We start from the raw sequence: 24079 nt of genomic DNA, 5'->3' as shown, positions 1-24079 counted from the left end.
GCCGCCCCGGAATCCCACGCCCGCATGCCCCATTGCCGTACCACCCCATCCCTGCCTTCCGGTGGCGGGTGCTGCCTGTGCGCAGGACAGCAGCAGTGCCTGCTGGGCCGGCAAGACGAAAAACGGCGCGCTGGCTGGAAGCCCCTTCTGGTGGAGCGCCCGGTGCGCAAGGGCGAGTTGCTGTTGCGGCAGGGGCAATCGGGGCAGAAGACGTTCAAGATCGTCAAGACCGGCATCGTCGTGGTGCTGTGCAGCGGCGAGGACGGCGTGGAGCGGCCGATCGGCCTGTTCGGCGCCGGGCAGCCCCTGGGCTCGACGGCGCTCGTGCAGGAACCGGCCGCCGTGTCCTGCCGGGCGCTGACCGCGGGGCGCATCTGCGAGGTGCCCGTGGAGGCGGTCCTCCAGCAGGGGCTGCTGGATTCCGAGTTGCTGCGGGGGCTTGCGCAAAGCTACGCCCACACGAACGCCCGCCTGGCCGACTGGGCACGCATCGCCCGCATCCGTGGGGTGACGGGGCAGCTGGCGGCCACCCTGCTCCAGTTGGCCAACCTGCAGCGCAGCTCCCTGGTGCGGCTGCCCAGCCACCAGGTGCTGGCCGATCTTCTCTCCACCACCCGGGAAACCATTGCGCGCACGCTGCGCCAGCTCGCGCTGCGCCATGGGCTGGTGCGCCGCGACCGCTGGCATTGTGAAATCCAGCGCGATGTCCTCATCGGGCTGGCGGGCGGCCCGGCGCAACAAGCCGGCACCTAGCCTCCGCGCGCGCAGCCCTTACAGAACGGCGGAATCCTCGCTCGCCCGTTGCGCCAGCAGAAGCTGCGCGACGTGGGCTGGCGCCACCGCCCGGGAGTACAGCCACCCCTGGTAGGCATCGCAACCGTACTGCGCCAGCAGGCCCAGCTGTTCCGCAGTTTCGACCCCTTCGGCCACGACGTGCAAGCCCAGTGTCTTGGCCAGCACGATGATGGCCTGCACGAGGACCGCATCGCCGTTGCTGTGCAGCAGAGGGTGGATGAACTCGCGATCGATCTTGATCCGGGAGACCGGCAAGTGCTTCAGGTACGCCAGGGATGAATGGCCCGTGCCGAAGTCGTCCAGGGCGATGCACACGCCCAGCGCCTGCAGGCGGCACAGCACATCGCGGGCCTGCGCGGGGTCCGCCATGGCCTCGGATTCGGTCACCTCGATCTCCAGCAGGTCGGGCCGCGCGCCATGAAGGGCCAGGCTGCGTTCGATCTGCTCCACCAGGTCGGTCTGGCGCAGCTGCTGCGCGGACAGGTTGATCGCCACGCGCAGCGGCAGGCCCGCCCGGTCCCATTCGGCGATCTGCTGGCACGCCGTGCCGATCACCCACGCACCCACGGCAAGGATCAGGCCCGTCGCCTCCGCCACGGGAATGAAACGGGCCGGGGGAACCTCGCCCAGCTGGGGATCGGTCCACCGCAGCAACGCCTCCACCGCCTGGATGCGGCCGCTGCCCACCTCCACCTGCGGCTGGTAGTGCAGATGGAGCCCGCCGTAGGCCAGGGCCAGCTTGAGGCGCTCGTGCAGTTGCAGCTTCTCCGCCATGCGGGCGCCCAGCGGCGGCTCGTAGAACGCGTAGTTCGCGCGGCCGGACTCCTTGGCGTGGTACATCGCCATGTCGGCATAGCGCATGAGAGTGGGCGCATCCTGCGCGTCCCGCGGGTACACGGCAATTCCCAGGCTCGCGCCGAAATCGAGTTCAAAGCCATGCATCTGAAAGGGCTGGCACAGCGCCGCGAGGACCTGGGCGGCCACCTGTTCCACGTCGCGGACCTGCGCGATCTGCGGCAGCAGCACGGTGAATTCATCCCCGCCCAGCCGTGCCAGCGTATCGCCGCCGCGCAGGACACTCTTGAGCCTGCGCGCCACTTCCACAAGCACCCGGTCCCCCGCGGCGTGTCCATAGCCGTCGTTGACGGCCTTGAAGTCGTCCAGGTCCAGCACCAGCAGCGCAAAGGAATGGCCGCCAAGCGCCGCTTCGGCAATGGCCTGCTCCAGCCGCTGGCCGAACTGCCAGCGATTGACCAGGCCGGTCAGGGTGTCGTGCGTGGCCTGGAAGTGCATCTGGGCCTGCAGCCTGCGCACCTCCGAGATGTCGCGCACGAAGGCCACGGCCGTGCCGCCCTGCGCGTCGGTGTAGCCCAGGGCGATATCCACCGGCACGGACCGGCCGTCCTTGCGGGCGATCCACAGATCCCGCCCCATCCCCATGGGCCGGCGCGACGGCGACTGGAAGTAGCTGTCCAGATGGCGTCCATGCGCTTCCCGCAAGGCGGGCTGCAGCAGGAGGCTGACGGGGCTGCCGCACAACTCATCGGCCGCATAGCCGGAGATGGACTCCATGGCCGCGTTGGCCATGACGATGCGGCCGCCGCGGTCCACCAGCAGGATGCCGTCGGGGGCCGCGTTCGTGGCGGCCAGGATCAGCGCGCCCTCGTCGGCCGGTGAAAGGGGTGCCGCAGCCATCACCCCAGGTCCTTCTTCATTCTTCATCCTTCATCGCGTCGGGCCCGGCCAGGCCCGTCCCCGCCGCCCCGCCACAATGGCAGGCGGTTGCGCCGGGTGGCGTCTACGTACAAGCGCATCGATGCCAGATTCCTTTGAAAAATGGATGTCACCAGAGCACCTTGCCGCGCACGGGGGCAAGGCGCATCGCATGGAGCCATCCGCCAGCGGCGGCACAGGCCCTGGGGCCACTCTAGAGAATCACGCGGGCATTGGCATCCAGATGGCCCCAACCAGGGCCTGCAACTTGCCGCGAATGTGACGTATGTCGCGTTCCTGCCCCCGGACGTGAGGCAAATCCACGACAAAAAGCCGGAGCAGGCGCCAGCAGCGCCCGGCGGCACATCCGGTCAGCCAGCTTCCGCCAGCAGCGCCTTCACGTCGGACGCCAGGGCCTGCGCTCCGCTGCCATAGCGGTTGTAGACGCGCAAGCGCCCTGCCGGGTCATAGACATAGCTGCCCGCCGAATGGTCCATGGTGTAGCTGGTGGGTGTCTTGCCGTCGACCTTCTTGTAGTAGATCTTGAAGTCCTTGGCGACGGCTGCCAGCTGCTCGGGCGAGCCGTACAGCGCCAGGAAGCTGGGGTCGAAGTTGGCCATGTAGGCCTTGAGCACCTCCGGCGTGTCGCGCTCGGGGTCCACCGTCACGAAGATGCCCTGCAGGCGGTCGCCGTCCTTGCCCAGCATCTTCTTGACCTCGGCCAGCTCCTGCATGGAAGTGGGACACACGTCGGGACATTGCGTGAAGCCGAAGAAGACCACCACCACCTTGCCCGCGAAGTCCTTGATGTGGCGCGCCTGGCCGTTGTGGTCGGTCAAGGGGATGTCGCGGGCATAGTCCGCGCCGGTGATGTCCACGCCGCGAAACTCTGCCTTTTTCTCGGAACAGGCACTGAAAATGCCCGCAGCGCTTATGGACAAAGCGGCAACAGCTATCATTTTAAGAGCACTTCTTTTGAGCATGGGCATGGTCGGGTTCACAGCACGTAATGGTCCACCAGGAGGGCTGCAAACAGAGCGCTCAGGTGAATGAGGGAAAAGCGGAAGGTCTTGCGCGCCAGCGCATCCGAGTAGTTGCGCCACAGCGCGAAGCCGTAGCCGCAAAAGCCTGCGCTCAGCACCACGGCGGCGGCCAGGTAGATCCATGAACTCATGCCGTAGACGAAGGGCATCAGGCAGCCCGCGAACAGGATCAGGGTGTACAGGAATACCTGCAGGCGGGTGAACTCGTTGCCATGCGTCACCGGCAGCATGGGCAGGCCGGACTTGCGGTAGTCCTCCACCCGGTACAGGGCCAGCGCCCAGAAGTGGGGAGGCGTCCACAGGAAGATGATGAGGAACAGGATGAGCGCTTCCGGTCCCACATCGTTCGTCATGGCCGCCCAGCCCAGCACGGGGGGCATGGCGCCGGACGCGCCGCCAATCACGATGTTCTGCGGCGTGAGGGGCTTGAGGATCACCGTGTAGACGACCGCATAGCCCACGAAGGTGGCGAACGTGAGCCACATCGTGAGCGGGTTCACCCAGAAATACAGCAGCGCGGACCCCGCCGCGCACAGCACGGCCGAGAACAGCAGCGTCTGCGCGTTGGACAGTTCTCCCTTGGCCGTGGGGCGCCAGGCGGTGCGCTTCATCTTGGCGTCGATACCCTGCTCCACGATGCAGTTGAAAGCGGCTGCCGCGCCGGCCACCAGCCACACGCCCGCGCAGGCCAGGGCCATCAGCCCCAGCTGCGGTGCGGAAGGAAGCCCAGGCACGGCCAGAACCATGCCGATGAGCGCACAAAAGACGATGAGCTGGACCACACGGGGCTTGGTCAGCGCATAGAACTGCGACAGGCGCGAGGGCGGGGAAACAACGGCGGGGGCAGCAGCACTCATGCGGACACTCTCGATGCGCCCGATGGCGCGGAAAACTCTTGGGGCGCGGATGCCGCGCGGCTGGACACCAGGGCCCAGGTCAATACCACCACCAGCGCCGCGGCGCCGCCGGTGTGCAGCACGGCGGCCACCAGCGGCCAGTCCAGAACCACGTTGGACAGGCCCGTGGCCAGCTGCAGCAGCGCAAGCCCCGCCAGCCAGCGGCACTGGGCGGGCAACACATGCGCCCGCCGAAGGCCCCACCACACGATGCCCAACGCTGCGAGCACTGCATAGGCCATCAACCGGTGCGCATAGTGGATGGCCGTGAGACCGGCGAAGCTGATGTGGCTGCCATCCTGCAGCATGCCCAGCGCGCGCCAGACCTGGAAACCCTGGCCAAAGTCCATCTCGGGCCACCAGCTCCCCTGGCAGGTGGGAAAGGTGGTGCACGCCAGCACCGCGTAGTTGGTGCTGACCCATCCGCCCAGCACCACTTGCAGGGCCACGAGCAAGCTGGTGGCGACCAGGCCCCAGCGCAGCCCCGTCGAGAGGCGCACGGGCGTGCGGCCCTGGGCGCGGTGGGTATGGCGAGCCGCCTGCACGCACAGCAGCGCCAGCAGCACCAGCCCCCCGATGAGGTGCAGCGTGACGATGGCTGGAAACAGCTTCATCGTCACCGTCAAGGCGCCAAAGGCCCCCTGCAGGCAGACCCAGAACAGCGTGAAGGTGGGCCACCACGGGCTGACGGGAGGCCCCTCGCCCCCGTCGCGGCGGGCCTTGCGGTGCTGCACCCAGGCCGACACGGTGAGCACGATGATGAGCACGCCCACACCGGTGGCCAGGTAGCGGTGGATCATCTCGACCCAGGCCTTGCCATGGGTCACGGGGCCGGTGGGCATGGCCTGCTGGGCAGCGGAGATCTCGGTGTGCGCGCCCACGGGGCTGGCGCTGCCGTAGCAGCCGGGCCAGTCAGGACAGCCCAGGCCCGAATCGGTCAGGCGCGTGAAGGCGCCGAACAGCACCAGGTCAAAGGTCAGGAACAGGGTGAGCACGGTCAGCGCCTGCAGGCGCCGCATGGGAGAGCTGCCACGGTTGCGCAGGCCGACCCAGGCCAGGGGGCCGAGCGCTATCAGCACGCCCAGCAGCATGAGCCGGGCGATGGGCGCCAGATCGTAGAGCGGCTGGGCGTCCATCACGGCTTTCCGGGGCGTCCGGCTTCATCCCAGGAAGACGACGCGCGCAACAGGCGTTCAAGATCCCGCTTGGCCTTGGCCGCGCCGGCCGTGTCCATCGCCGCAGGAAACCGCATCATCCAATTGCCCATCGGGTCCACGACATACAGGTGCTCGGCGGGCCGATGGCCTTCGGCGGGGGCCAGCCAGGCGCCCAGCGCGGCGCCGTCCACCCGCAGCACCGTCGCCTTCTGCAGGGCGGGCGCGAGCTCGGCGGGCACGCTGGCGGCATCATTCACCAGCCAGACCCAGTCCACCCGGTCTTTTTCCTTGCCCAGGCTTTCGCGCAGCTGGCGCTGCAGGTACAGGTGCTTCTGGCAGTCCGCGTCGCAGGCACCGCCCGCCACGCTGACCAGGAGCCACTGCCCCTTCAGAGACGCCAGCGAAACAGCATTGCCGTCCAGCGACGTGGCGTCGACCTGCGGCATGGTGCGCTGGGGGTCGATCAGTTCGCCATAGTTGCGGCGGCCTTCGGGGCGAACCACGTAGTAGGTGAAATACGAGGCGATGACCGGGGCCGCGCAGATGAGCAGGACGCCGAACATCTTCCATCGCCCATGGCGGGCACGCTGGGCCGTGGCCACGGCGCCGTCCGCCGGGGGCAGCGTGTGCACGGTAAGGCCCAGAGGGTGGTCCCCATGGGCCTCAGGCGGCAGGCTGGCTGCGCGGGCGAATGAAGCGTCGGACGATTTGGAACCAGACATAGAGAAGTGCAATCAGGCCGCAGAGCCCGAACCATTGAAATGCGTAACCGTAATGCTTGTCGACGCCCGCGCCGACCACGGGCCAGTCGCGTTGCAGCCCCTCGCCTGCTTCGCCCGTCTGCAACACCGTGAGGTTGGCGAGCGCAAGACCGGTTTCGGTGCGGAACGCTGCCAGGTCGAGATTTTGCCGGATGCGGGAAGACCCCTGTGCGCTATCGGCCCCCTGGAAGTCATACAGGCGCGAAGGCGGGAGCGCCACGCGGCCCTGCACGCGCACCACCTGGTCCTGCACGGTCTGCACCCGCGGCAGCTGCGTGCGGTCCTGGAAGTTGCGAGCGGCCCAGCCACGCTGCACCAGCACCACCGCGCCGCTGCCTTCGGCCAGCTGCAGCGGTGTCAGCACGAAAAACCCGGGGCGGCCGTGCATCTGGCGGTTGTCAAGGTACACGGTGTGCTCCGGCAGCCACCGGCCTTCCAGCACCACGGCACGGTGCACGAGCGCTGCCGCATCCGGCTGCGCCGCGGCTGCGAGCAGCGTTCGGGCGTCGACGGCGGGCATGCGGCCACGTTCCTCCAGCATGGCTTGCAGGGCCTCCTTCTCCGCGGCGCGCGACAGCTGCCAGCGGCCGAGCGAGGCCGTGGCCAGCATGCCGGCCACCGCAGCAAGGGTGATCAGCCAGAAACGCAGGCCCAGGGGACGACGTGACACTGTCACAGGATAATGTTCTCCATGAAATACCTCGTAGTGGTGGCGTTCATCGCCATTCTGGCCAGCCTGGCCTCCGCCCTGTTCTTCATGATGCGCAATGGCCGCAACGACAAGGCCAAGGGCAGCCACATGGCCAAGGCACTCGCGGTGCGCGTGGGGCTCTCCATCGTGCTCTTCCTGTGCATCCTGGTGGCGTGGAAGCTGGGCTACATCCAGCCCACCGGCCTGCCGGCCTCCCGTTGACCGGGGCCATGAAGCGGCAGTGGCCCAAGCCCCCGCATACCCCCTTCTCATCCCGCCCTGGCCCTGCCAACAAAAAAAGCGCCGCGAGGCGCTTTTTTGTTGGCAGCGTGCCTGGTTACATCCAGTAGACCAGCACGTACAGGCCCAGCCACACCACGTCCACGAAGTGCCAGTACCACGCAGCGCCTTCGAAGCCGAAGTGCTTGTCCGCGGTGAAATGTCCCTTCTGCAGGCGCAGCGTGATCACCAGCAGCATCAGCATGCCCAGAAACACGTGAAAACCGTGGAAACCCGTGAGCATGAAGAACGTGGAGCCGAACACGCCGGAGCTGAGCTTGAGGTTCAGGTCGGTGTAGAGATGGAAGTACTCGTAGCCTTGCACCAGCAGGAACACGAAGCCCAGCAGCACCGTGGCCCACATGAAGCCGATGGTCTTGCCACGGTGGTTTTCGCGCAATGCATGGTGGGCAATGGTCAGCGTCACGCCCGACGTCAGCAGCAGCGCCGTGTTGATGGTGGGCAGCCAGAAGGGGCCCACGGTCTGGAAGGGTTCGACGATGCCGGCCGGCGAGGCGGTGGCACCGGCGGCAAGGCTGGGCCAGACCGCCTTGAAATCGGGCCACAGCAGCGCGTTGTCCAGGCTACCCAGGGCGGGCACCGAGTGCGAACGCGCCCACCACAGTGCCGTGAAGAACGCGCCGAAGAACATCACTTCCGAGAAGATGAACCAGCTCATGCTCCAGCGGTACGACAGGTCGATCTTGTGGCCGTACAGGCCGCCTTCGCTCTCGCGCACCGCATCGCCGAACCACTGGTACAGCGTGAACAGCCACCACACCAGGCCCAGTGCCAGGGAATACTTGCCCCAGTCGTGGCCATTGATCCACTGGCCCGCGCCCAGAATGACGAAGAACAGACCGGTTGCCGCCATCACCGGATGACGCGACTCTGCGGGTACATAGTAGTACGGGGTTCCGCCGTGGGTTGATGCACTCATTTCAGCTCCTGACTCTCAAAATCTTTGTTTTCGGCTTTGTTGTTGCGGATACGGTTCCAGCAACCCATTCACACGACCCAGTTCACCAACGCGATCAGGCCGATCACCAGCAGAAAGACGGCCACCAGCCCCACCACGATGATATGCAGCGGGTTGAGCTTTTCGACATCCTGCTGGTATTCGCTGCCCTTGCGCAGACCTATCAGCGACCAGGCCACCGCCCGCACCGTGCGCAGCAGCGATCCCTTGCGCTCGTGGGGCTTCACCACCGGCTGCTCCACTGGCGTATTCATGAACCCGCTCCCGCCGCTGGAGAGGCCAGGGGCGCGGACAGGCCCACGGCGGCAGTGGACTGCGGTGCTGCCGGCGTCTTGCCACCCACCTCGAAGAACGTGTAGGACAGCGTGATGGTCGTCACGTCCTTGGAAATACGCGGGTCAATCACAAATGCCACGGGCCATTCCTTTTTTTCTCCAGGCTCCAGCGTGTACTGGTTGAAGCAAAAGCACTCCAGCTTGTTGAAGTGCGCCGCGGCCTGGCGCGGTGCATAGCTCGGTATGGCTTGCGCAGCCATGCGGCGGTTCTGCACGTTCTGGAACTCGTACATCACGGTCGTCAGCTCGCCGGGGTGCACCTGCACCGAACGCTGGGCGGGCTTGAAATCCCACGGGCCGCGCGCGTTGGCGTCGAACTCCACCGTGATCGTGCGGGTCTTGTCCACCTGCGTGTTGCCCGGTACCTTGACATCCTTGCCGGCCACGCCGTTGCCCGGCACCTGCCGCTCGGACAGCGACAGGATGTTGATGCCCGTCATCTCGCAGATGTGCTTGTAGATAGGGATCAGCACATAGCCGAAGGCGAACATGCCGGCCGCGATCACGACCAGCTTGCCGACCATCTTGGCGTTTTCGCGGTGCAGGCTCATGGCAGGTACGGGCTCAGCGGGACAGCAGAACGACCTTGACCATGAACCCGACGAAGAACACCACCGCGACGGACGCCAGGATCAGCGCCATCCGCAGGTTGCTCTTTTTCTGTTCGGGTGTCATGGGCATGGTGTTCAGCCGATCACGCGGGTGGCCGTGGCGTCCAGCTTGGGGGGATTCTCGAACGTATGGAAAGGTGCTGGCGACGGGACTTCCCATTCCAGGCCTTCAGCGCCGTCCCAGGGCTTGGCCGCAGCCTTCTCGCCCTTGCCGCGCATGGCGGGGATGATCACCGCCACGAAGAAGTACACCTGCGCGAGACCGAAGCCCAGCGCGCCCACCGAAGCGATGGCGTTGAAGTCGGCGAACTGCATCGGGTAGTCGGCATAACGGCGTGGCATGCCGGCCAGGCCCAGGAAGTGCATCGGGAAGAAGGTGATGTTGAAGAAGATCAGCGAGGACCAGAAGTGGATCTGGCCGCGCGTTTCGGAGTACATCACGCCGGTCCACTTGGGCAGCCAGTAGTACACGCCCGCGAACATCGAGAACAGCGAGCCGGCCACCAGCACGTAGTGGAAGTGGGCCACCACGTAGTAGGTGTCCTGCAGCTGGATGTCGATGGGCGCCATGGCCAGGATCAGGCCGGTGAAACCACCCATGGTGAACACGAAGATGAAGCCCACGGCGAACAGCATGGGGGTCTCGAACGTCATGGAGCCGCGCCACATGGTGGCGATCCAGTTGAAGATCTTCACGGCCGTGGGCACGGAGATCAGCATGGTGGCGTACATGAAGAACAGCTGGCCCGTCACGGGCATGCCGGTCGTGAACATGTGGTGTGCCCACACGATGAACGACAGGATGGCGATGGAGGAGGTCGCGTACACCATGGAGGCGTAGCCGAAGAGCTTCTTGCGTGCGAACGCGGGCACGATCTGGCTGATGATGCCGAAGGCCGGCAAGATCATGATGTACACCTCGGGGTGGCCGAAGAACCAGAAGATGTGCTGGTACATCACCGGGTCACCGCCGCCGGCGGGGTTGAAGAAGCTGGTGCCGAAGTGGCGGTCCGTCAGCGTCATGGTGATGGCGCCAGCCAGCACGGGCATCACGGCGATCAGCAGGTAGGCGGTGATCAGCCAGGTCCAGGCGAACATGGGCATCTTCATCAGCGTCATGCCGGGCGCGCGCATGTTCAGGATGGTCACGATGATGTTGATCGAGCCCATGATGGACGAGGCACCCAGGATGTGCATCGCGAAGATGCCGGCGTCCATGGAGGGGCCCATCTGCAGCGTCAGCGGCGCGTACAGCGTCCAGCCGGCGGCGGGTGCGCCACCGGGCATGAAGAACGAGCTCACCAGCATGATGGCCGCGGGGATCATCAGCCAGAAGCTGAAGTTGTTCATGCGCGCGAAGGCCATGTCGGATGCGCCGATCTGCAGCGGGATCATCCAGTTCGCGAAGCCCACGAAGGCCGGCATGATGGCGCCGAACACCATGATGAGGCCGTGCATGGTGGTGAGCTGGTTGAACAGCTCGGGGTTCACCAGCTGCAGGCCGGGCTGGAACAGCTCGGCGCGGATCAGCAGTGCCAGGACGCCGCCGACCATCAGCATGGCGAAGGCGAACAGCAGGTACAGGGTGCCGATGTCCTTGTGGTTGGTGGCGAACACCCAGCGGCGCCAGCCGGTGGGGCCGTGGTGGTGGTCGTGGCCGTCGTGTGCGTGATCGCCCGCGTGCCCGTGATTGTCGAGAACTGCGCTCATTTTGGATTCCTCAATACGATAGGGCGATGATTACTTGCCACGCTGGGCCACGATTTCAGCAGGCTGCACCAGCTGGCCGGTCTTGTTGGACCAGGAGTTCTTCGTGTAGCTCACCACTGCGGCGATGTCGGTATCGCTCAGCTGAGCCCATGCAGGCATCGCGCCATTGGCCGCGCCCTTGAGCACGACCTGGATCTGCTTGGCATGGTCCGCATCCAGCACGATGGCCGAGCCGTCCAGCGGCTTGATGGGACCGGCGCCCTTGCCGTTGGCCTGGTGGCAGGCCGCGCAGTTGGCCGCATACACCTTCTCGCCGCGCTTCATGATGTCGTCCAGGGTCCACACCTTGGTGGGGTCGTCCAGCTTGGCCGCGGCCTTCTTCTTTTGCTCGCCCACCCAGGCGGTGTAGTCCTCGGCGGACACGACCTTCACGTGGATGGGCATGTAGGCGTGTTCCTTGCCGCACAGTTCGGCGCACTGGCCATAGTAGTCACCGATCTTCTCGGCGCGGAACCAGGTGTCGCGCACGAAGCCGGGGATCGCGTCCTGCTTGATGCCGAAGGCGGGCACCATGAAGGCATGGATCACGTCGTTGGCGGTGGTGATGATGCGGACCTTCTTGCCCACGGGCACCACCATCGGATTGTCCACCTTCAGCAGGTAGTTGGCAGGGGCGTCCTTGACGTTGCCGCTGTCGGACATCACGCGGTGGCTGCTGTCCAGCGTCGAGATGAAGGCCAGGCCCTCGCCTTCGCCGGTGATGTAGTCGTAGCCCCACTTCCACTGGTAGCCCGTGGTCTTGATGGTGAGGTCGGCATTGGTCGTGTCCTTCTGGGCCACCAGCACCTTCGTGGCGGGCAGGGCCATCAGGATCACGATGATGAACGGAACAATGGTCCACACCACTTCCACCGTCACGGACTCATGGAAATTGGCCGATTTGGCGCCCTTGGAACGGCGGTGCTTCCAGATCGAGTAGAACATCACGGAGAACACTGCAACAAAGATCACCGTGCAGATGATCAGCATCATCCAGTGCAGAAAATGCTGCTCTTCTGCAATCTTGGTGACGGGCGGCGCCAGGTTCAGCTGGTTGACTGCGGGGCCGCCAGGCAGGTCCTGAACGGCATGGGCTGCGGAACCCACCCATGCACCGGCAATCAGCAGCAGAGAAGCCAGCTTGTTGGAAATGCTCTTCATAGTTCTCACTTACTTCTAAGCCTCAATTTAACCAATCCCTTTCGCGCGCCTGCGTGGGGTCAGGCGGCGCACAAGGCCATGCGGATCTCCGATGCCAGGACCGGCCGAAGCTCGGGGCGCACGTAGCGCCCCACTTCGACCGAACGGCCCTGCGCAGACAGCATGATCAGCGAACGGTCTCCGGTCTTGGGTTCTACGCGAACCCGGCTCCGGTCAAACTCGGCACGCTCCAGCTTGCCTGCTGTCTCCAGTTCCACCACGAGGCGCGAGCCCTGCAGTGAAATCCTCTCGCCATCCGCCGCATGGCGACCGTACATGGCGAATGCAATTCCTACAGCCACGATTTCGAGCCATGCGAAGGGCATGACCAGACGGGCACCGAGCATCCAGAAGAAAGCCGCGATACCCAGCGACACCAGGCACAGCGACAGGTACGTCCAACCCAGTTGCGCCGGCGTGACCGAGCAATTGCGAACGAGACGCCAGTCGATGCGCTGACCCGACACCGTGGCAAAACGAAAAACCAAGCCCGTCACCAGAAGTGCTCACAAGACTGCCGGCTGAAAGGTGCCTGCCATGCGTTGCCGCGACAGGCGCAGCCTGCAAGGTTGCGCGGGAAGATGCCCGAAATCTCAATAACCCGGAATTGTAGCGTGCCTTGTTCCATGTCATTGACACGGAGTTACAGACTAGCTCTCCTTGCCGCCCTGTCGCAGCATGGCGCGCATGTCCTGCAGCGACACGGCGCTGCTGGGGCTCACGCGCACGCGCGGCGCGGGCTTGAACGCGTGCCCGTAGATGATCTCGAAGGTCAGCGCCAGTTGCCCTGCGTTGCCGGGGTCCGCCAGCCGGTGCGCCAGCGCTTCGTACAGCCGCTCGCGCCAGCTCCGCCCGCGCAGCGCGCCAAAACGCGCGGGGTGCAGGTTGCAGCCCAGTTCCTGCAACTCCCGCACCAGCCGCTGCGGGGTGGCGAAGGTCAGCGTGATGCGCTCCATGTCCATCACAGGCTCGGCAAAGCCCGCGTGCACCAGCATGTCCCCCCAGTCGTGCATGTCCGTGAACGCATGCCCGGCAGGAGGCCAGCCCAGCTCGGCGTACACCGCATGCAGCTCGCGCAGCGTGTCGGGGCCCAGGCACGAGAACATCAGGTAGCCATCCACGGCCAGGGCACGGTGCCATTGCGCGATCAGCGCCTGCGGGTCCGCTGCCGTGTGCAGCGCCATGTTGGCCCAGAGCATCTGCACGCTCGCATCCGCCGGCGCACCCAGCCGCGGGTTGCCGGCGCCCCAGCGGGCGGGACTCCACCAGGGCCTGGCCAGGGCCTGCCGCGCCACCTCCTGGCAATGCGCGGCCGTCTCGTAGATCTGGCAGCGTGCCTTGGGAAAGCGTGCGCTCACCAGCGTATGTGCGTGCAGCCCTCCGCGCACCGCATCCCAATGGCACCACGATTCGGGAGCCTGGCGGATCCACTGCAGGCGGTCCTCCATGCGGCGCGCCACCTCCTCATGGAGCCAGGGGGACAACGCAGGGGCCGCCGCATGCCAGCGGGCCGCAGCAACGGGATCAATGGTGGGGGGACGCTCGGAGGGCATGGCAGGACGGGCGAGTATATTGATTCATGCTTTTCACGGGCTTGCTAGGGATTTCGCGCCCTCTTCGCACCTGGGCGGACAAGGTGCCCAGCCAGTGCGCCGTCTGCCATGCATGGCCGTCGCAGCGGATCTGCAATGCCTGCGCGGCGCGCTTTGCCCAGCCCGCCACACGCTGCCAGCGCTGCGCCCTGCGGGTCCCCCCGGGGGTCGCCGTCTGCGGCGCCTGCGTGCACAGCCCGCCCAGCTTCGATGCCTGCGTGGCCGCCGTGGACTACGCCTACCCATGGGCCGACGCGCTCGCGCACTTCAAGTTCCGGGGTGACCCCGGGTGGGCCAGGGCCCTGGCCACGCTGATGCGCAGCACGCCCTGGATGGAACCGGCCCTGGACGCGGCGGACCGCGTGCTGCCGATACCGCTGTCGGCCGAGCGCCTGCGCGAGCGGGGATTCAACCAGTCCGCGCTCCTTGCAAGGCATCTGGCAGGCCCCAGGAGCGACACCCGGACCCTGCTGCGCCTGCACGCCAGCGAGGCACAGAGCGGACTGCCGCGGGCGCAGCGCCTGCGCAACCTGCGGGGTGCGTTTGCCATCGAGCCCGCGCATGCGGCGGCCCTGCGGGGCCAGCGCGTGGTGCTGGTCGACGATGTGATGACCACGGGCGCCACGATGCAGGCCGCCACGCTGGCACTGCGCGAGGCGGGCGTCGCGCATGTCACCTGCGCAGTCCTCGCGCGCACGGGGCTGGACTAGCGGGATACTTTTGATTACGAGCGGTTGCTCAACTCACACGCCGGGCGATGACAATAGCCAGCATGTTCCATATCGTCCTCGTCGAACCCGAGATCCCGCCCAACACCGGGAATGTGATTCGCCTGGCGGCCAACACCGGATGCACCCTGCACCTGGTCGAGCCCCTGGGGTTCACGATGGAGGACAGGCAGATGCGGCGTGCGGGGCTCGACTACCACGAGTACGCCCAGGTGCAGATCCACCCCGGCTGGACCGCCTTCCTGCGCGATGCCCAGCCCGACCCCTCCCGCATGTTCGCCATGACGACCCACGGCTCCCAGCCGGTGCACTCCACCTGTTTCCTGCCGGGCGACTGGCTGGTGTTTGGCGCCGAGACGCGGGGGCTTCCACCCGAGCTGCGCGACAGCTTCCCACCCGCGCAGCGCCTGCGGCTGCCGATGGTGGCGGGCCAGCGCAGCCTGAACCTGTCCAACGCCGTGGCGGTGACGGTGTTCGAGGCCTGGCGCCAGAACAGTTTTGCGATGCCCGATGGCGAGATCACCGTCGAGCCAGAAGGCACCATCATCAGCGGATTCGCCCAGCTGGGCTGACGCAGGCCGTTCATCGCCGCCTGCGGCCGGCCGGGGGAACATGGCCCGGCCACCAGAGCGGAAACCGCCGCCCCAGCCAGCCCGCTAGCCTGCCTGCCCGCGCTGTTCGGCCATGGCCAGGGGCACCTGCTCGCTCAGGAAGTCCAGGAACACCTTGGTGCGCGCGGGCAGCATGCGGCCCGAGGGCAGCGCGGCATAGATGGTGTAGCGCGAAAAGATCCACGCGGGCAGGATGTGCACCAGCTCTCCGCGGGCCAGGTGTTCTTCGGCCAGCAGGCGCGACGTGACCGCCACCCCCGCGCCGTCCACCGCCGCGCGCAGCAGCAGCTCGGTGCTGACGGACTGCAGCACCGCCGGCATGTCGATTTCCTGGGCCGGCAGATTGCCGGAGAGGGATTGCAGGCGCAGCTTGCGGCCAGGCCCCGTCTGGGAACGGGCGGCCATGCCCGAGTCGCGCAGGTAGTCGTGCTGCAGCAGGTCCTGCGGCTCGCGCGGAATACCCTTGCGCTCCAGGTAGTCGGGCGACGCCACCACGATGGCCTCGCCCTTCAGCAGCGGGCGCGCCACGATGTTGGCGTCGAAGTCCTCGCCCGCCACCATGATGGTCACGTCGTATTCGTCCACCCGCGCCGAGGCATAGGCGTCCAGGTCGATGTCGAGCAGCAGCTTGGGGAACTCCGCATGCCACAGCGCCACCATGGGCGCCAGGAAGTTGGTGGCCAGCACCGGGGCCGCGACGATGCGGATGGTGCCGCGCAGGTCGCGCGTGTTGGCAGCGGCGGCCGCCTCGGCGTCGTCGATCTCGTGCAGGATGGTGCGCACACGCTGCAGGTAGGCATCGCCCGCATCGGTGAGGGCCAGCTTGCGGGTGGTGCGCTGCAGCAGGCGCGTGCCCAGGTGCTGCTCCAGTTCGGCCACCATGCGGGTGACCACGGGGGGCGACATGTCCATGGCCCGGGCGGCGGCGGCAAAGCCGCCCTCCTCCACCACGCGCTCGAACACCTTCATGGCTTGCAGGCGGTCCATGGGTCAGACCTCCTGCCCGCGAGGGGCCAGGCTCAGGCGGGTGCCCCGAAATTTCTCGCAAGCGATTCGGCCACGCACACGGGTTTGTCGCTGCCCTCGCGTTCCACGGTCACCAGCCACGTCATCTGCATGCCATCGGGCGCCACCGGCTCGGCCGCCTGCAGCGTGAGGCGCGCGCGCAGGCGGCTGCCCACCGGCACCGGCGCGGTGAAGCGCACCTTGTTGAGCCCGTAGTTCACGCCCATGCGCGCACCCTCGATGGTCAGGCCCGCCTCGAAGAACTGCGGGATCAGCGACAGCGTGAGAAACCCGTGGGCAATGGGCGCGCCAAACGGCCCCGCTTTCGCACGCTCGGGGTCCACGTGGATCCACTGGTGGTCGCCCGTGGCCTGGGCGAACAGGTTGACCTGTTCCTGCGTGATGGTGATCCAGTCGGTCACGGCGACCTCCTGGCCCACGCAGGCGCTGACTTCGGAGTAGGAGCGAAAGATTTTCATCACCCCAATGTAGCGCCGCAGCCGTGCGCGCCTTGTCTGGCACGGGACACCGTGCGCCCATCTGGCACACAACGCCAGCAACTGGCACTCCCCAGGCCAGTGCCACCGTGGATCTGGCTTTGCCAGTCCAGGGGTGGCGTCCCTCTCGGGGGAAGGCGCGCAGCGCCTCAGGGGGGTTCATGTGTCTAGCCACGTACAGATTCCTTGCCATTGCTCCAGGTCGCGCGCCACACGGCCCGGCGCCACGTCGAACAGCGTGAGGCCATGCGCCGCCAGGTGGATGTAGTTCTGCGTGTCGCGCAGGTAGCCCAGCACCGGAAACCCCAGGTTGTCCACGAAGTGGTGCAGCTGCTCGGCGGCCTTGGTGCGCGCGTCCACGCGCATGCCCACGATGCCCACGGGCACGCCCGCCGCGTGGCGGTGCTCGGCCAGCTGGTCCAGGAAGCTGCGCGTGGCGAAGATGTCGAACACGCTGGGCTGCAGCGGCACGATGATCTTGTCGGCCAGCTTGAGCACGTCGTTCAGGCGCCAGCCGTGCAGGCCGGCGGGCGTATCAAGCACAGCATGCGTGGTGCCCTTGGGCGGGCGGCTGATCACGTCCGAGCTGAGGCCGTCCCAGGCGCCGATGGGGCGCGCGGCCGGCGGGCGCAGGCCCAGCCAGAGCCTGGCGGACTCCTGCCGGTCGGTGTCGCCCAGGATCACGGGATGCCCCTGGCTCGCAAAGTAGCCCGCGATGTTGGTGGACAGCGTGGACTTGCCCACGCCGCCCTTCGGGTTGGCGACAACAACTACTGGCATGACAACCTCCTTGGAATCCGCGCATCCATGAAAATACAAGCCAAATCAGCCCCTGGCGCTTGATGGACAAGCGCCAGCAGCTATCAAAATCAAAGCATCAGCAACACGCTGGGGCCACCTCAGGCGTGCTGGCCGCCACGCTTGACGAAGAACAGCCCCGCGCCCACCGCCATCAGCAGGCCGCCAAACACGCGGTTCTGCGCGCGCACCGCACGCGCGCTGCGCATCAGGCGGCGCAGGGCGCTGGCCCCGAAAGCGTAGCCGTGCATCACCACCACGTCCACCGTCACCGTGGTGGCGGCCATCACCAGGAGCTGCGTCCACAGCGGGCGCGTGTCGGTCATGAACTGGGGCAGCACGGCCACCATGAAGATGATGCCCTTGGGGTTGGTGGCGTTGGTCAGGAAGCCCGTGAGGCAGCGCTTTTGCCAGGTGCCCGCCGGTGCTTCCTCATCGCCCTGCACGGGCGATGCGTCGCCCGCGCGCCACTGGTTGAAGCCCACATAGATCAGGTAGCACGCGCCCAGCACCTTGACGACGCTGAAGGCCACCTCGGACGCCAGCAGCAGCGACCCCACGCCCGCCCCGGCAATCAGCAGGATCAGCAGCAGGCCCAGCTGCAGGCCGAAGATGGTGGCGCCCGTCTTGCGCACGCCGAACGACAGGCCATGGCTCATCGACAGCACGGCCCCCGAGCCCGGCGACACCGCGATCAGGCACGACGCCGCGAAAAAAGCCAGCCAAGTCTGCAAGTCCATGAAACACCGCGCCTGTAATCCGAGAAGGGCACGCATCTTAACAACGCGCCCGCGCCGCCGCCATGGCATGCATGAAGAGCGCCTCCAGCACTTGCCCCACCACCGCCAGATGCTATTAAAAGTGAAGCGCCGCAACAACATGCCTCGCCAGCCTCTCCACATCGCCGGGACGGTGCCAGAATCCTGACACGCCCACGCCCACGCCCGCATCCCCGCGACGCCCCTTCCCCCACGCCATCGCCCGCATCCCCCTCTATGGAACACGCCCCCACCTGGCTCACCTACGGCTTCCTGTACCTCACCGCGGCGGTGCTGGCCGTGCCCATTGCCAAGGCGCTGGGCCTCGGGGCCATCATCGGCTACCTGGCGGCGGGCATCGCCATCGGGCCGTGGGGCCTGGGGCTGGTGAGCAATGTGCAGGACATCCTGCATTTCGCCGAATTCGGCGTGGTGCTGATGCTGTTCCTCGTGGGGCTGGAGCTGCAACCGAGCCGCCTGTGGGCGCTGCGCCGCCCCATCTTCGGCACCGGCACCGCGCAGGTGCTGGGCTGCGCGGCCGTGCTGTTCGCGCTGGGCGCCCTCGCCGGCCTGCCGTGGCGCGTGAGCCTGGTGGGCGCTTTGGGCCTGGCGCTGTCCTCCACGGCGATCGCGCTGCAGTCGCTGGCCGAGCGCAACCTCATGCGCACCCAGAGCGGGCAGGCGGGCTTTTCGATTTTGCTGTTCCAGGACGTGGCGGCCATCCCCATCCTGGCCCTGCTGCCGGTGCTGGGCGCCGCTGCGGGCGACGGCGCGGGCCACACGCCGGGCGAGATGGCGCTCGAGGTGCTCAAGATCGTGGGCGTGATCGCCGCCATCATCCTGGGCGGGCGCCTGCTGCTGCGCCCCGTGCTGCGCTGGATCGCCAAGAGCAACACGCCCGAGATCTTCACCGCCGCCGCGCTGCTGCTGGTGGTGGGCATCGCCTACCTGATGGTGATGGTGGGCCTGTCGATGGCGCTGGGCGCCTTCCTGGCCGGCGTGCTGCTGGCCGACAGCGAGTACCGGCGCGAGCTGGAGGCCGACATCGAGCCCTTCAAGGGCCTGCTGCTCGGCCTGTTCTTCATCGCCGTGGGCATGAGCATCGACTTCGGCGTGATCCTGCGCTCGCCGGGCCTCATGGCCGCCATCCTGGTCGGCTTCCTCGCGGCCAAGGCCATCGTGATCTACACGCTGGCCAAGCTGGTCAACATCCCGTACCAGGAGCGCCCGGTGTTCACGCTGCTGCTGGCCCAGGGCGGCGAATTCGCTTTCGTGGTGTTCCAGGCCGCCGCCGGTGCCAGCGTGTTCCCGGCCGAGACGGCCTCGCTGCTCATCGGCGCGGTGGCGCTGTCGATGCTGATCAGCCCGCTGCTGCTGGTGCTGCTGGACCGCGTGCTGCTGCGCCGCTACGCCCAGCTCAAGTCCGAGCCCCGGGCCGAGGAAATCTCCGAGCCCCAGGAGGCGCCCATCATCATCGCGGGCTTCGGCCGCTACGGGCAGATCGTCTCGCGCGTGCTGCTGGCCCAGGGCCTGCGCACCACCGTGCTGGACCACAGCGTGGAGATGCTGGAAGTGGCGCGCACCTTCGGCTACCGCGTGTTCTATGGCGATGCGACGCGGCTCGACCTGCTGCGCATCGCGGGCGCCGAACACGCCCGCATCCTGGTCATCGCCGTGGACGATGCCGAGCAGTCCCTCAAGATCGCCAAGCTTGCCCGCGAACACTTCCCCCAGCTGCAGGTGGTGGCCCGCGCGCGCGACGTCACGCACTGGAACAAGCTGCGCGACCTGGGTGTGACGCTGGTGCAGCGCGAACTGTTCGAGTCCAGCCTGCAAAGCGCGCACACGGTGCTGGAACTGATGGGCCTGGCGCCCGCCGAGGCCACGGCCATCACCCGGCGCTTTCGCACCCACAACATCGCCCTGGCCGACCGCATGTACCCGCACTACAAGGACCGCGCCAAGTTCATCGCGGTGGCGCGCGAGGGGCGCAACCAGTTCGCCGAGCAGATGGCCAAGGAGCGGCAGGAGAGCGCGGCGCTGGGGGCGGCGAGGGGCGCGTACCCCGGGTATGGCGAGCCCGGGAGCCCGCAGAGCGCCGACGGGGCGGACAGCGCCCAGGATGTGGACAAAAACAGGCCTTGACGCTGATCTACAAAGCGCCAGATGCTATCTATTCAATAGCAAAAGACCGACGATTGCCGCGCGGGAGGGAGCACGGTCATGCGCGCCCGCAAGCGGTCGGTCTTTGCGGCGGTGCCTGGCCGTCCGGCGGAACCGCGCAACGCGCACTGCGGCGCCGCTTGCATGGCCACCTCTCAAACGATAACTATTCGCATTAGAATACCCACTCCTGCCAGCCAGCGTCCCGAAAAGCCACGCGAGCCAGCGCCTTCAGCGTTTGTCCGCCCTCGGCTTTCTCTCCATCGGGACTCCCATGTCTTTTCAGCCCTCGCGCGCGGCCCGTTTCTCGCCGCGCTCTTCGCTCGCCCCCTCTTCCTCCCCGTACCCCTGGGCCCGCAAGGCCGGGGTGTTTGCCTTGACCCCGCTGGCCCTGTGCCTCGCCCAGGCCGCCGTGGCACAGCAGGACGCCGATGCACCGGCGGCCGCCGCCCAGGTGGCCGCGCCGCAGCTCCAGGAAGTGCGCATCAATGCCAGCACCGAGAAGGACATGGGCTTTGCGCCCGTCGAGGCCCAGACCGCCGGCAAGGCGCCCATGCGCCGGCTGGAGACCCCGCAGTCCGTGAGCGTGGTCACGCGCGAGCAGATGGAGTCGCGCCAGATCACCAACGTGCAGCAGGCGCTGCAGACCGTGGCGGGCGTGAGCCCCGTCAACTTCGGGCGTCGGGGTTTTGACGACATCAACATCCGGGGCTTTCGCTCCACCGAATCCATCCTGGTCGATGGCCTGGTGCAAAGCCCCGGCATGTGGGCCAAGCTGCAGCCCTACGGCTACGAGCGCTTCGAGGTGCTCAAGGGCTCGGCGTCGGTGCTCTACGGCCAGGTGCAGCCCGGCGGCATCGTCAACGCGGTGAGCAAGCGGCCCAAGAAGGATGCGCTGAACGAAGTGGGCGTCGAGGTGGGCAGCTTCGGCCAGCGCACGCTGCAGGCCGACGTGAACAAGCCGCTGTCCGAATCGGGCAAGACGGCGCTGCGCATCAATGCCCAGGTGTCCAACGCCGACGACCCCACGCAGTTCGTCTACCGCAAGGACCGGTGGTTCGCCCCGTCGCTGTCCATCGACCTGGGCGCGCAGACCGACCTGGTGCTGTTCGCCACCTACAGCCGCAGCGAGTGGATGCGCCAGCAGGGCATCACGCCCTACGGCACGCTGCTGCCCAACCGCAACGGCACCCTGTCGCGCACGCTGTTCACGGGCGATCCTGCCTTTGGCGTGTACGACGTGGAGAGCACCACGCTGGGCTATGCGCTGGAGCACAAGGTGTCCGACGCGATGACGTTCCGCCAGAACGTGCGCTACGAGACCGAGAAGGGCACGGGCAACTTCGTCTCCAACCAGGCGCTGCAGGCCAACCAGCGGCTGCAGAACCGCCAGGCGTCGCGCCAGTATATGGACTATGACCTGCTGGCCACCGACACCTCGATGCTCACGCGCTTCGAGGCGCTGGGCGCCAAGCACCAGCTCGTCACGGGCCTGGACGTGCGCAGCGGCCACAGCCTGCTGGCCAGCCGCACCTGCCGCATCGGCGCGCTGGACTTGTTCGCGCCCGTCTACGGCATGCAGGCCACCTGCCCCACGGCGCTGACCAGCGACGCGCCCGCCAAGCTCACCGTGGCCGGGCTGTATGCGCAGGACCAGATCAAGTTCGGCCAGGGCTGGACGGCCCTGGTGGGCCTGCGCCGCGACTGGTCCACCAACGACACGAACAACCGCGTGGCCAACACGCAGACACGCCAGAAGGACAGCGCCACCACGCTGTCCGCCGGCCTGGTGTACGAGTTCAAGCCCGGCTGGGCCGCGTACGGCAGCTACGGCGAATCGTTCCTGCCCCAATCGGGCCTGACCTTTGCGGGATCGAACTTCGTGCCCGAGACCGGCAAGCAGTGGGAGGCCGGCGTGAAGTATGAGTCGCCCAATGGCCAGCTCACCGGCGCGCTCGCCGTGTTCGACCTGGTGCGCGAGAACGTCACCACCGCCGACCCCGTGAACACCGGCTTCAGCGTGCAGACCGGCCAGCAGCGCGCGCGCGGCCTGGAGCTGGAGCTGGGCGCCGACCTCAAGAACGGCTGGAAGCTGACCAGCGCCTACACCTACACACAGACCAAGGTCACGCGCGACAACAACGCCGCCATCGTGGGCCTGCCGCTGAACCTCACGCCGCGCCACACGCTCACGGCCTGGGCCACCTACAAGCTGCCGCAGCACCAGCGCATCACGCTGGGCATGGGCGGGCGCTACGTCAGCGAGCAGATCGGCTCGTATCCCTTCACGCTGCCGTCGTATGTGGTGGCCGATGCGTCCATCAGCTACGCGGGCGACAACTACCGCGTGACGGCGGGGGTGAAGAACGTGTTCAACAAGGCGTACTACGACGGCGCGATCAACGCCAACGTGGTCTCGCCCGCGTTGCCGCGCAGCTTCAACCTGGGCGTGACGTACTTCTTCTGACGCAGCGCCATCGCCCCGCCACCGCGAGCCGACCATGACCAGCCAGCGCACCCTGAACCGCCTTTTCGTCCTGCACTCCTGGGCGGGCATCGTCACGGGGCTGCTGATGTTCATCGTGTGCTTCTCGGGCGCGGTGGTGGTGTTCAAGAACGAGATCGACCTGTGGGCCAACCCGTCGCTGGCGCAGCTGCCGCGCTCTGCGACGCCCGCGTCGCTCGATGCGGTGCTGACGCAGCTGCACACCCGCTACCCCGGCGCCACGGTGGAGACCATCGCGCTGCCCGACGCGGTCAACCCGAGCTACTTCGCCTTCGTGCGCGAGCGCGGCGCGCCGGCCAGCACGCGCACCAAGGTGGCCCTGCGCTCGGACACGGGCACGGTGGTGGGCCCGGTGGACAGCCAGCTCGGCCAGTACCTGCGCATGCTGCACGTGTTCCTGTTCTTCGGGCCGCGCTGGATCGTGGGCTTTCTGGGCGCCGCGATGCTGGTGCTCATCGTCACGGGCATCGTCATCCACCGCAAGATCCTGGCCGAGCTGTTCACCCAGCGCTGGGGCCGCAGCTTTCGCGTGGTGATGTCCGACCTGCACAAGTCCGCGGGCATCTGGGGCCTGGGCTTTCACATCCTGATCGCCACCACGGGGGCCTGGATGGGCCTGGCGCCGCTGTTCGAGCAGGGCTACAAATACGTGACCACCAGCAGCACCGAAGTCGCAGCCACCGCCAAGCCCGCGCGCAAGGCCGCTGGCGATGCCGCCGAGCCCGTGCGCATGCAGTCGCTGGATGCCCTGTACGCCACCGCGCAGCAGGCCGTGCCGGGGCTGGAGGCGCGCTACGTGTCGATGCGCCGCTGGGGCACCGACACCGCCGAGGCCAGCTTCACCGGCAACCTGAGCGGCCACCTGGCCAGCACCGCGCGGGTGGACATCCACGCCGCCACCGGCGTGCCCAGGAAGGTGCACGACCCGCGCACGGCGGGATTCTGGTCGCTGGTCAACGGTCTCATGGAGCCGCTGCACTTTGGCGACTTCGGCGGGCTGGCGCTCAAGTGGCTGTATTTCTTGCTGGGCATGACGCCCGCGTTCCTGTCGATCTCGGGCACGCTGATTTGGCTCGATGCGCGCCAGCAGCGGCGGCGTGAGGCCGAGGCCGCGCAGGCGTCGGCCGGGGGCATGGCGGCGGCAGGTTGAGGTCCCATCCACTGCACACGCTCATCCGCCTCTCCGCACCGCTATTTATTGTCGATTTCTGC

At 67.1% G+C, this 24079-nt stretch carries 25 protein-coding genes; 7 read left to right on the top strand and 18 right to left on the bottom strand.

Annotation, left to right across the window (positions count from 1 at the left end; translation table 11 throughout):
* Window positions 1-24 precede the first annotated feature (24 nt).
* A complete protein-coding gene (locus AC1RCS_RS23915; RefSeq protein WP_369643191.1) occupies window positions 25-753 on the top strand; it encodes a Crp/Fnr family transcriptional regulator in 729 nt (242 codons plus the stop codon).
* A gap of 18 nt (window positions 754-771) precedes the next feature.
* Here the strand turns inward: AC1RCS_RS23915 and AC1RCS_RS23910 are convergent, their stop codons facing one another.
* From AC1RCS_RS23910 to AC1RCS_RS23885, 6 genes are all read right to left on the bottom strand, one after another.
* Complete coding sequence (locus AC1RCS_RS23910; protein WP_369643192.1) at window positions 772-2490, bottom strand: putative bifunctional diguanylate cyclase/phosphodiesterase; 1719 nt, start codon at window positions 2488-2490, stop codon at window positions 772-774.
* 389 nt (window positions 2491-2879) lie between these two features.
* A complete protein-coding gene (locus tag AC1RCS_RS23905) occupies window positions 2880-3497 on the bottom strand; it encodes an SCO family protein (RefSeq protein ID WP_492246388.1) in 618 nt (205 codons plus the stop codon).
* A gap of 8 nt (window positions 3498-3505) precedes the next feature.
* Window positions 3506-4408 (bottom strand): heme o synthase, encoded by a 903-nt coding sequence (cyoE, locus tag AC1RCS_RS23900; RefSeq protein WP_218295941.1) that lies wholly within the window; start codon window positions 4406-4408, stop codon window positions 3506-3508.
* The gene (locus AC1RCS_RS23895; RefSeq protein ID WP_492246389.1) at window positions 4405-5583 is read right to left on the bottom strand and encodes a COX15/CtaA family protein; all 1179 of its coding nucleotides are present in this window, start codon (window positions 5581-5583) and stop codon (window positions 4405-4407) included. Before AC1RCS_RS23895 ends, cyoE begins: the two co-directional genes overlap by 4 nt.
* Window positions 5583-6326: a redox-active disulfide-containing membrane protein gene (locus AC1RCS_RS23890; protein ID WP_492246390.1), complete on the bottom strand. Its 744-nt coding sequence runs from the start codon at window positions 6324-6326 to the stop codon at window positions 5583-5585. Before AC1RCS_RS23890 ends, AC1RCS_RS23895 begins: the two co-directional genes overlap by 1 nt.
* The gene (locus AC1RCS_RS23885; protein WP_492246391.1) at window positions 6268-7041 is read right to left on the bottom strand and encodes an SURF1 family protein; all 774 of its coding nucleotides are present in this window, start codon (window positions 7039-7041) and stop codon (window positions 6268-6270) included. Before AC1RCS_RS23885 ends, AC1RCS_RS23890 begins: the two co-directional genes overlap by 59 nt.
* A gap of 15 nt (window positions 7042-7056) precedes the next feature.
* Here AC1RCS_RS23885 and AC1RCS_RS23880 point away from each other — a divergent pair, with 15 nt between their 5' ends.
* Entirely contained in the window at window positions 7057-7278 is a 222-nt protein-coding gene (locus AC1RCS_RS23880) for a twin transmembrane helix small protein (protein WP_218295945.1), read from the top strand.
* Between the two features lie 115 nt (window positions 7279-7393).
* On the opposite strand, the gene AC1RCS_RS23875 is transcribed toward AC1RCS_RS23880, so the two are convergent.
* The 8 genes from AC1RCS_RS23875 to AC1RCS_RS23840 all read right to left on the bottom strand — a co-directional run bounded on the left by AC1RCS_RS23875 (window position 7394) and on the right by AC1RCS_RS23840 (window position 13762).
* Window positions 7394-8275, bottom strand: a complete 882-nt coding sequence (locus tag AC1RCS_RS23875; protein ID WP_218339571.1) for a cytochrome c oxidase subunit 3 — start codon at window positions 8273-8275, stop codon at window positions 7394-7396.
* A 68-nt stretch (window positions 8276-8343) separates the two neighbouring features.
* A complete protein-coding gene (locus AC1RCS_RS23870; protein ID WP_218339572.1) occupies window positions 8344-8568 on the bottom strand; it encodes a DUF2970 domain-containing protein in 225 nt (74 codons plus the stop codon).
* Entirely contained in the window at window positions 8565-9200 is a 636-nt protein-coding gene (locus AC1RCS_RS23865) for a cytochrome c oxidase assembly protein (RefSeq protein WP_492246392.1), read from the bottom strand. Before AC1RCS_RS23865 ends, AC1RCS_RS23870 begins: the two co-directional genes overlap by 4 nt.
* Before the next feature lie 13 nt (window positions 9201-9213).
* Window positions 9214-9324, bottom strand: a complete 111-nt coding sequence (locus AC1RCS_RS23860; RefSeq protein WP_218296306.1) for a cytochrome oxidase small assembly protein — start codon at window positions 9322-9324, stop codon at window positions 9214-9216.
* A gap of 11 nt (window positions 9325-9335) precedes the next feature.
* A complete protein-coding gene (gene ctaD / locus AC1RCS_RS23855; RefSeq protein ID WP_218295949.1) occupies window positions 9336-10970 on the bottom strand; it encodes a cytochrome c oxidase subunit I in 1635 nt (544 codons plus the stop codon).
* Between the two features lie 30 nt (window positions 10971-11000).
* Window positions 11001-12170: a cytochrome c oxidase subunit II gene (gene coxB / locus AC1RCS_RS23850; protein ID WP_218295950.1), complete on the bottom strand. Its 1170-nt coding sequence runs from the start codon at window positions 12168-12170 to the stop codon at window positions 11001-11003.
* A 59-nt stretch (window positions 12171-12229) separates the two neighbouring features.
* Window positions 12230-12706, bottom strand: coding sequence for a DUF2244 domain-containing protein (locus tag AC1RCS_RS23845; protein ID WP_492246393.1), 477 nt, complete (start codon window positions 12704-12706; stop codon window positions 12230-12232).
* 153 nt (window positions 12707-12859) lie between these two features.
* Window positions 12860-13762 carry a biotin synthase gene (locus AC1RCS_RS23840; protein ID WP_492246394.1) on the bottom strand — a complete coding sequence of 301 codons (903 nt, stop codon included), beginning with the start codon at window positions 13760-13762 and terminating at the stop codon, window positions 12860-12862.
* A gap of 26 nt (window positions 13763-13788) precedes the next feature.
* Between AC1RCS_RS23840 and AC1RCS_RS23835 the strand changes: the two genes are divergently transcribed.
* A complete protein-coding gene (locus AC1RCS_RS23835; protein ID WP_218295953.1) occupies window positions 13789-14511 on the top strand; it encodes a ComF family protein in 723 nt (240 codons plus the stop codon).
* A 62-nt stretch (window positions 14512-14573) separates the two neighbouring features.
* Window positions 14574-15101, top strand: a complete 528-nt coding sequence (locus tag AC1RCS_RS23830) for a tRNA (cytidine(34)-2'-O)-methyltransferase (RefSeq protein ID WP_218295954.1) — start codon at window positions 14574-14576, stop codon at window positions 15099-15101.
* Between the two features lie 84 nt (window positions 15102-15185).
* Here AC1RCS_RS23830 and AC1RCS_RS23825 read toward each other — a convergent pair whose 3' ends face one another.
* The 4 genes from AC1RCS_RS23825 to AC1RCS_RS23810 all read right to left on the bottom strand — a co-directional run bounded on the left by AC1RCS_RS23825 (window position 15186) and on the right by AC1RCS_RS23810 (window position 18180).
* Window positions 15186-16127, bottom strand: coding sequence for a LysR family transcriptional regulator (locus AC1RCS_RS23825; RefSeq protein ID WP_218295955.1), 942 nt, complete (start codon window positions 16125-16127; stop codon window positions 15186-15188).
* Between the two features lie 32 nt (window positions 16128-16159).
* The gene (locus AC1RCS_RS23820; protein WP_094291360.1) at window positions 16160-16624 is read right to left on the bottom strand and encodes a MaoC family dehydratase; all 465 of its coding nucleotides are present in this window, start codon (window positions 16622-16624) and stop codon (window positions 16160-16162) included.
* Between the two features lie 177 nt (window positions 16625-16801).
* A complete protein-coding gene (locus AC1RCS_RS23815) occupies window positions 16802-17422 on the bottom strand; it encodes a nucleotide-binding protein (protein WP_218295956.1) in 621 nt (206 codons plus the stop codon).
* Window positions 17423-17541: 119 nt separating this feature from the next.
* Window positions 17542-18180, bottom strand: a complete 639-nt coding sequence (locus AC1RCS_RS23810; RefSeq protein ID WP_218339573.1) for a LysE family translocator — start codon at window positions 18178-18180, stop codon at window positions 17542-17544.
* A gap of 255 nt (window positions 18181-18435) precedes the next feature.
* Here AC1RCS_RS23810 and kefC point away from each other — a divergent pair, with 255 nt between their 5' ends.
* From kefC to AC1RCS_RS23795, 3 genes are all read left to right on the top strand, one after another.
* Window positions 18436-20343: a glutathione-regulated potassium-efflux system protein KefC gene (kefC, locus tag AC1RCS_RS23805; RefSeq protein ID WP_492246395.1), complete on the top strand. Its 1908-nt coding sequence runs from the start codon at window positions 18436-18438 to the stop codon at window positions 20341-20343.
* A 292-nt stretch (window positions 20344-20635) separates the two neighbouring features.
* Window positions 20636-22828 (top strand): TonB-dependent siderophore receptor, encoded by a 2193-nt coding sequence (locus AC1RCS_RS23800; RefSeq protein ID WP_492246396.1) that lies wholly within the window; start codon window positions 20636-20638, stop codon window positions 22826-22828.
* A 34-nt stretch (window positions 22829-22862) separates the two neighbouring features.
* Window positions 22863-24017, top strand: coding sequence for a PepSY-associated TM helix domain-containing protein (locus AC1RCS_RS23795; protein ID WP_369643201.1), 1155 nt, complete (start codon window positions 22863-22865; stop codon window positions 24015-24017).
* The last annotated feature ends 62 nt before the right edge of the window (window positions 24018-24079 follow it).

The sequence above is a fragment of the Acidovorax sp. GW823-FHT01C06 genome (assembly GCF_058798375.1).
Note: the sequence above shows the minus strand (reverse complement) of the source record. Positions and strands in the feature narration are given on the sequence as shown.

What these genes read in the sequence shown, in the direction of transcription:
- AC1RCS_RS23915 (WP_369643191.1), top strand. Translation starts at nt 25, where the DNA reads ATGCCCCATTGCCGTACCACCCCATCCCTGCCTTCCGGTGGCGGGTGC.
- AC1RCS_RS23910 (WP_369643192.1), bottom strand. Translation starts at nt 2,490, where the DNA reads ATGGCTGCGGCACCCCTTTCACCGGCCGACGAGGGCGCGCTGATCCTG.
- AC1RCS_RS23905 (WP_492246388.1), bottom strand. Translation starts at nt 3,497, where the DNA reads ATGCCCATGCTCAAAAGAAGTGCTCTTAAAATGATAGCTGTTGCCGCT.
- cyoE (WP_218295941.1), bottom strand. Translation starts at nt 4,408, where the DNA reads ATGAGTGCTGCTGCCCCCGCCGTTGTTTCCCCGCCCTCGCGCCTGTCG.
- AC1RCS_RS23895 (WP_492246389.1), bottom strand. Translation starts at nt 5,583, where the DNA reads ATGGACGCCCAGCCGCTCTACGATCTGGCGCCCATCGCCCGGCTCATG.
- AC1RCS_RS23890 (WP_492246390.1), bottom strand. Translation starts at nt 6,326, where the DNA reads ATGTCTGGTTCCAAATCGTCCGACGCTTCATTCGCCCGCGCAGCCAGC.
- AC1RCS_RS23880 (WP_218295945.1), top strand. Translation starts at nt 7,057, where the DNA reads ATGAAATACCTCGTAGTGGTGGCGTTCATCGCCATTCTGGCCAGCCTG.
- AC1RCS_RS23875 (WP_218339571.1), bottom strand. Translation starts at nt 8,275, where the DNA reads ATGAGTGCATCAACCCACGGCGGAACCCCGTACTACTATGTACCCGCA.
- AC1RCS_RS23870 (WP_218339572.1), bottom strand. Translation starts at nt 8,568, where the DNA reads ATGAATACGCCAGTGGAGCAGCCGGTGGTGAAGCCCCACGAGCGCAAG.
- AC1RCS_RS23865 (WP_492246392.1), bottom strand. Translation starts at nt 9,200, where the DNA reads ATGAGCCTGCACCGCGAAAACGCCAAGATGGTCGGCAAGCTGGTCGTG.
- AC1RCS_RS23860 (WP_218296306.1), bottom strand. Translation starts at nt 9,324, where the DNA reads ATGACACCCGAACAGAAAAAGAGCAACCTGCGGATGGCGCTGATCCTG.
- ctaD (WP_218295949.1), bottom strand. Translation starts at nt 10,970, where the DNA reads ATGAGCGCAGTTCTCGACAATCACGGGCACGCGGGCGATCACGCACAC.
- coxB (WP_218295950.1), bottom strand. Translation starts at nt 12,170, where the DNA reads ATGAAGAGCATTTCCAACAAGCTGGCTTCTCTGCTGCTGATTGCCGGT.
- AC1RCS_RS23840 (WP_492246394.1), bottom strand. Translation starts at nt 13,762, where the DNA reads ATGCCCTCCGAGCGTCCCCCCACCATTGATCCCGTTGCTGCGGCCCGC.
- AC1RCS_RS23835 (WP_218295953.1), top strand. Translation starts at nt 13,789, where the DNA reads ATGCTTTTCACGGGCTTGCTAGGGATTTCGCGCCCTCTTCGCACCTGG.
- AC1RCS_RS23830 (WP_218295954.1), top strand. Translation starts at nt 14,574, where the DNA reads ATGTTCCATATCGTCCTCGTCGAACCCGAGATCCCGCCCAACACCGGG.
- AC1RCS_RS23825 (WP_218295955.1), bottom strand. Translation starts at nt 16,127, where the DNA reads ATGGACCGCCTGCAAGCCATGAAGGTGTTCGAGCGCGTGGTGGAGGAG.
- AC1RCS_RS23820 (WP_094291360.1), bottom strand. Translation starts at nt 16,624, where the DNA reads ATGAAAATCTTTCGCTCCTACTCCGAAGTCAGCGCCTGCGTGGGCCAG.
- AC1RCS_RS23815 (WP_218295956.1), bottom strand. Translation starts at nt 17,422, where the DNA reads ATGCCAGTAGTTGTTGTCGCCAACCCGAAGGGCGGCGTGGGCAAGTCC.
- AC1RCS_RS23810 (WP_218339573.1), bottom strand. Translation starts at nt 18,180, where the DNA reads ATGGACTTGCAGACTTGGCTGGCTTTTTTCGCGGCGTCGTGCCTGATC.
- kefC (WP_492246395.1), top strand. Translation starts at nt 18,436, where the DNA reads ATGGAACACGCCCCCACCTGGCTCACCTACGGCTTCCTGTACCTCACC.
- AC1RCS_RS23800 (WP_492246396.1), top strand. Translation starts at nt 20,636, where the DNA reads ATGTCTTTTCAGCCCTCGCGCGCGGCCCGTTTCTCGCCGCGCTCTTCG.
- AC1RCS_RS23795 (WP_369643201.1), top strand. Translation starts at nt 22,863, where the DNA reads ATGACCAGCCAGCGCACCCTGAACCGCCTTTTCGTCCTGCACTCCTGG.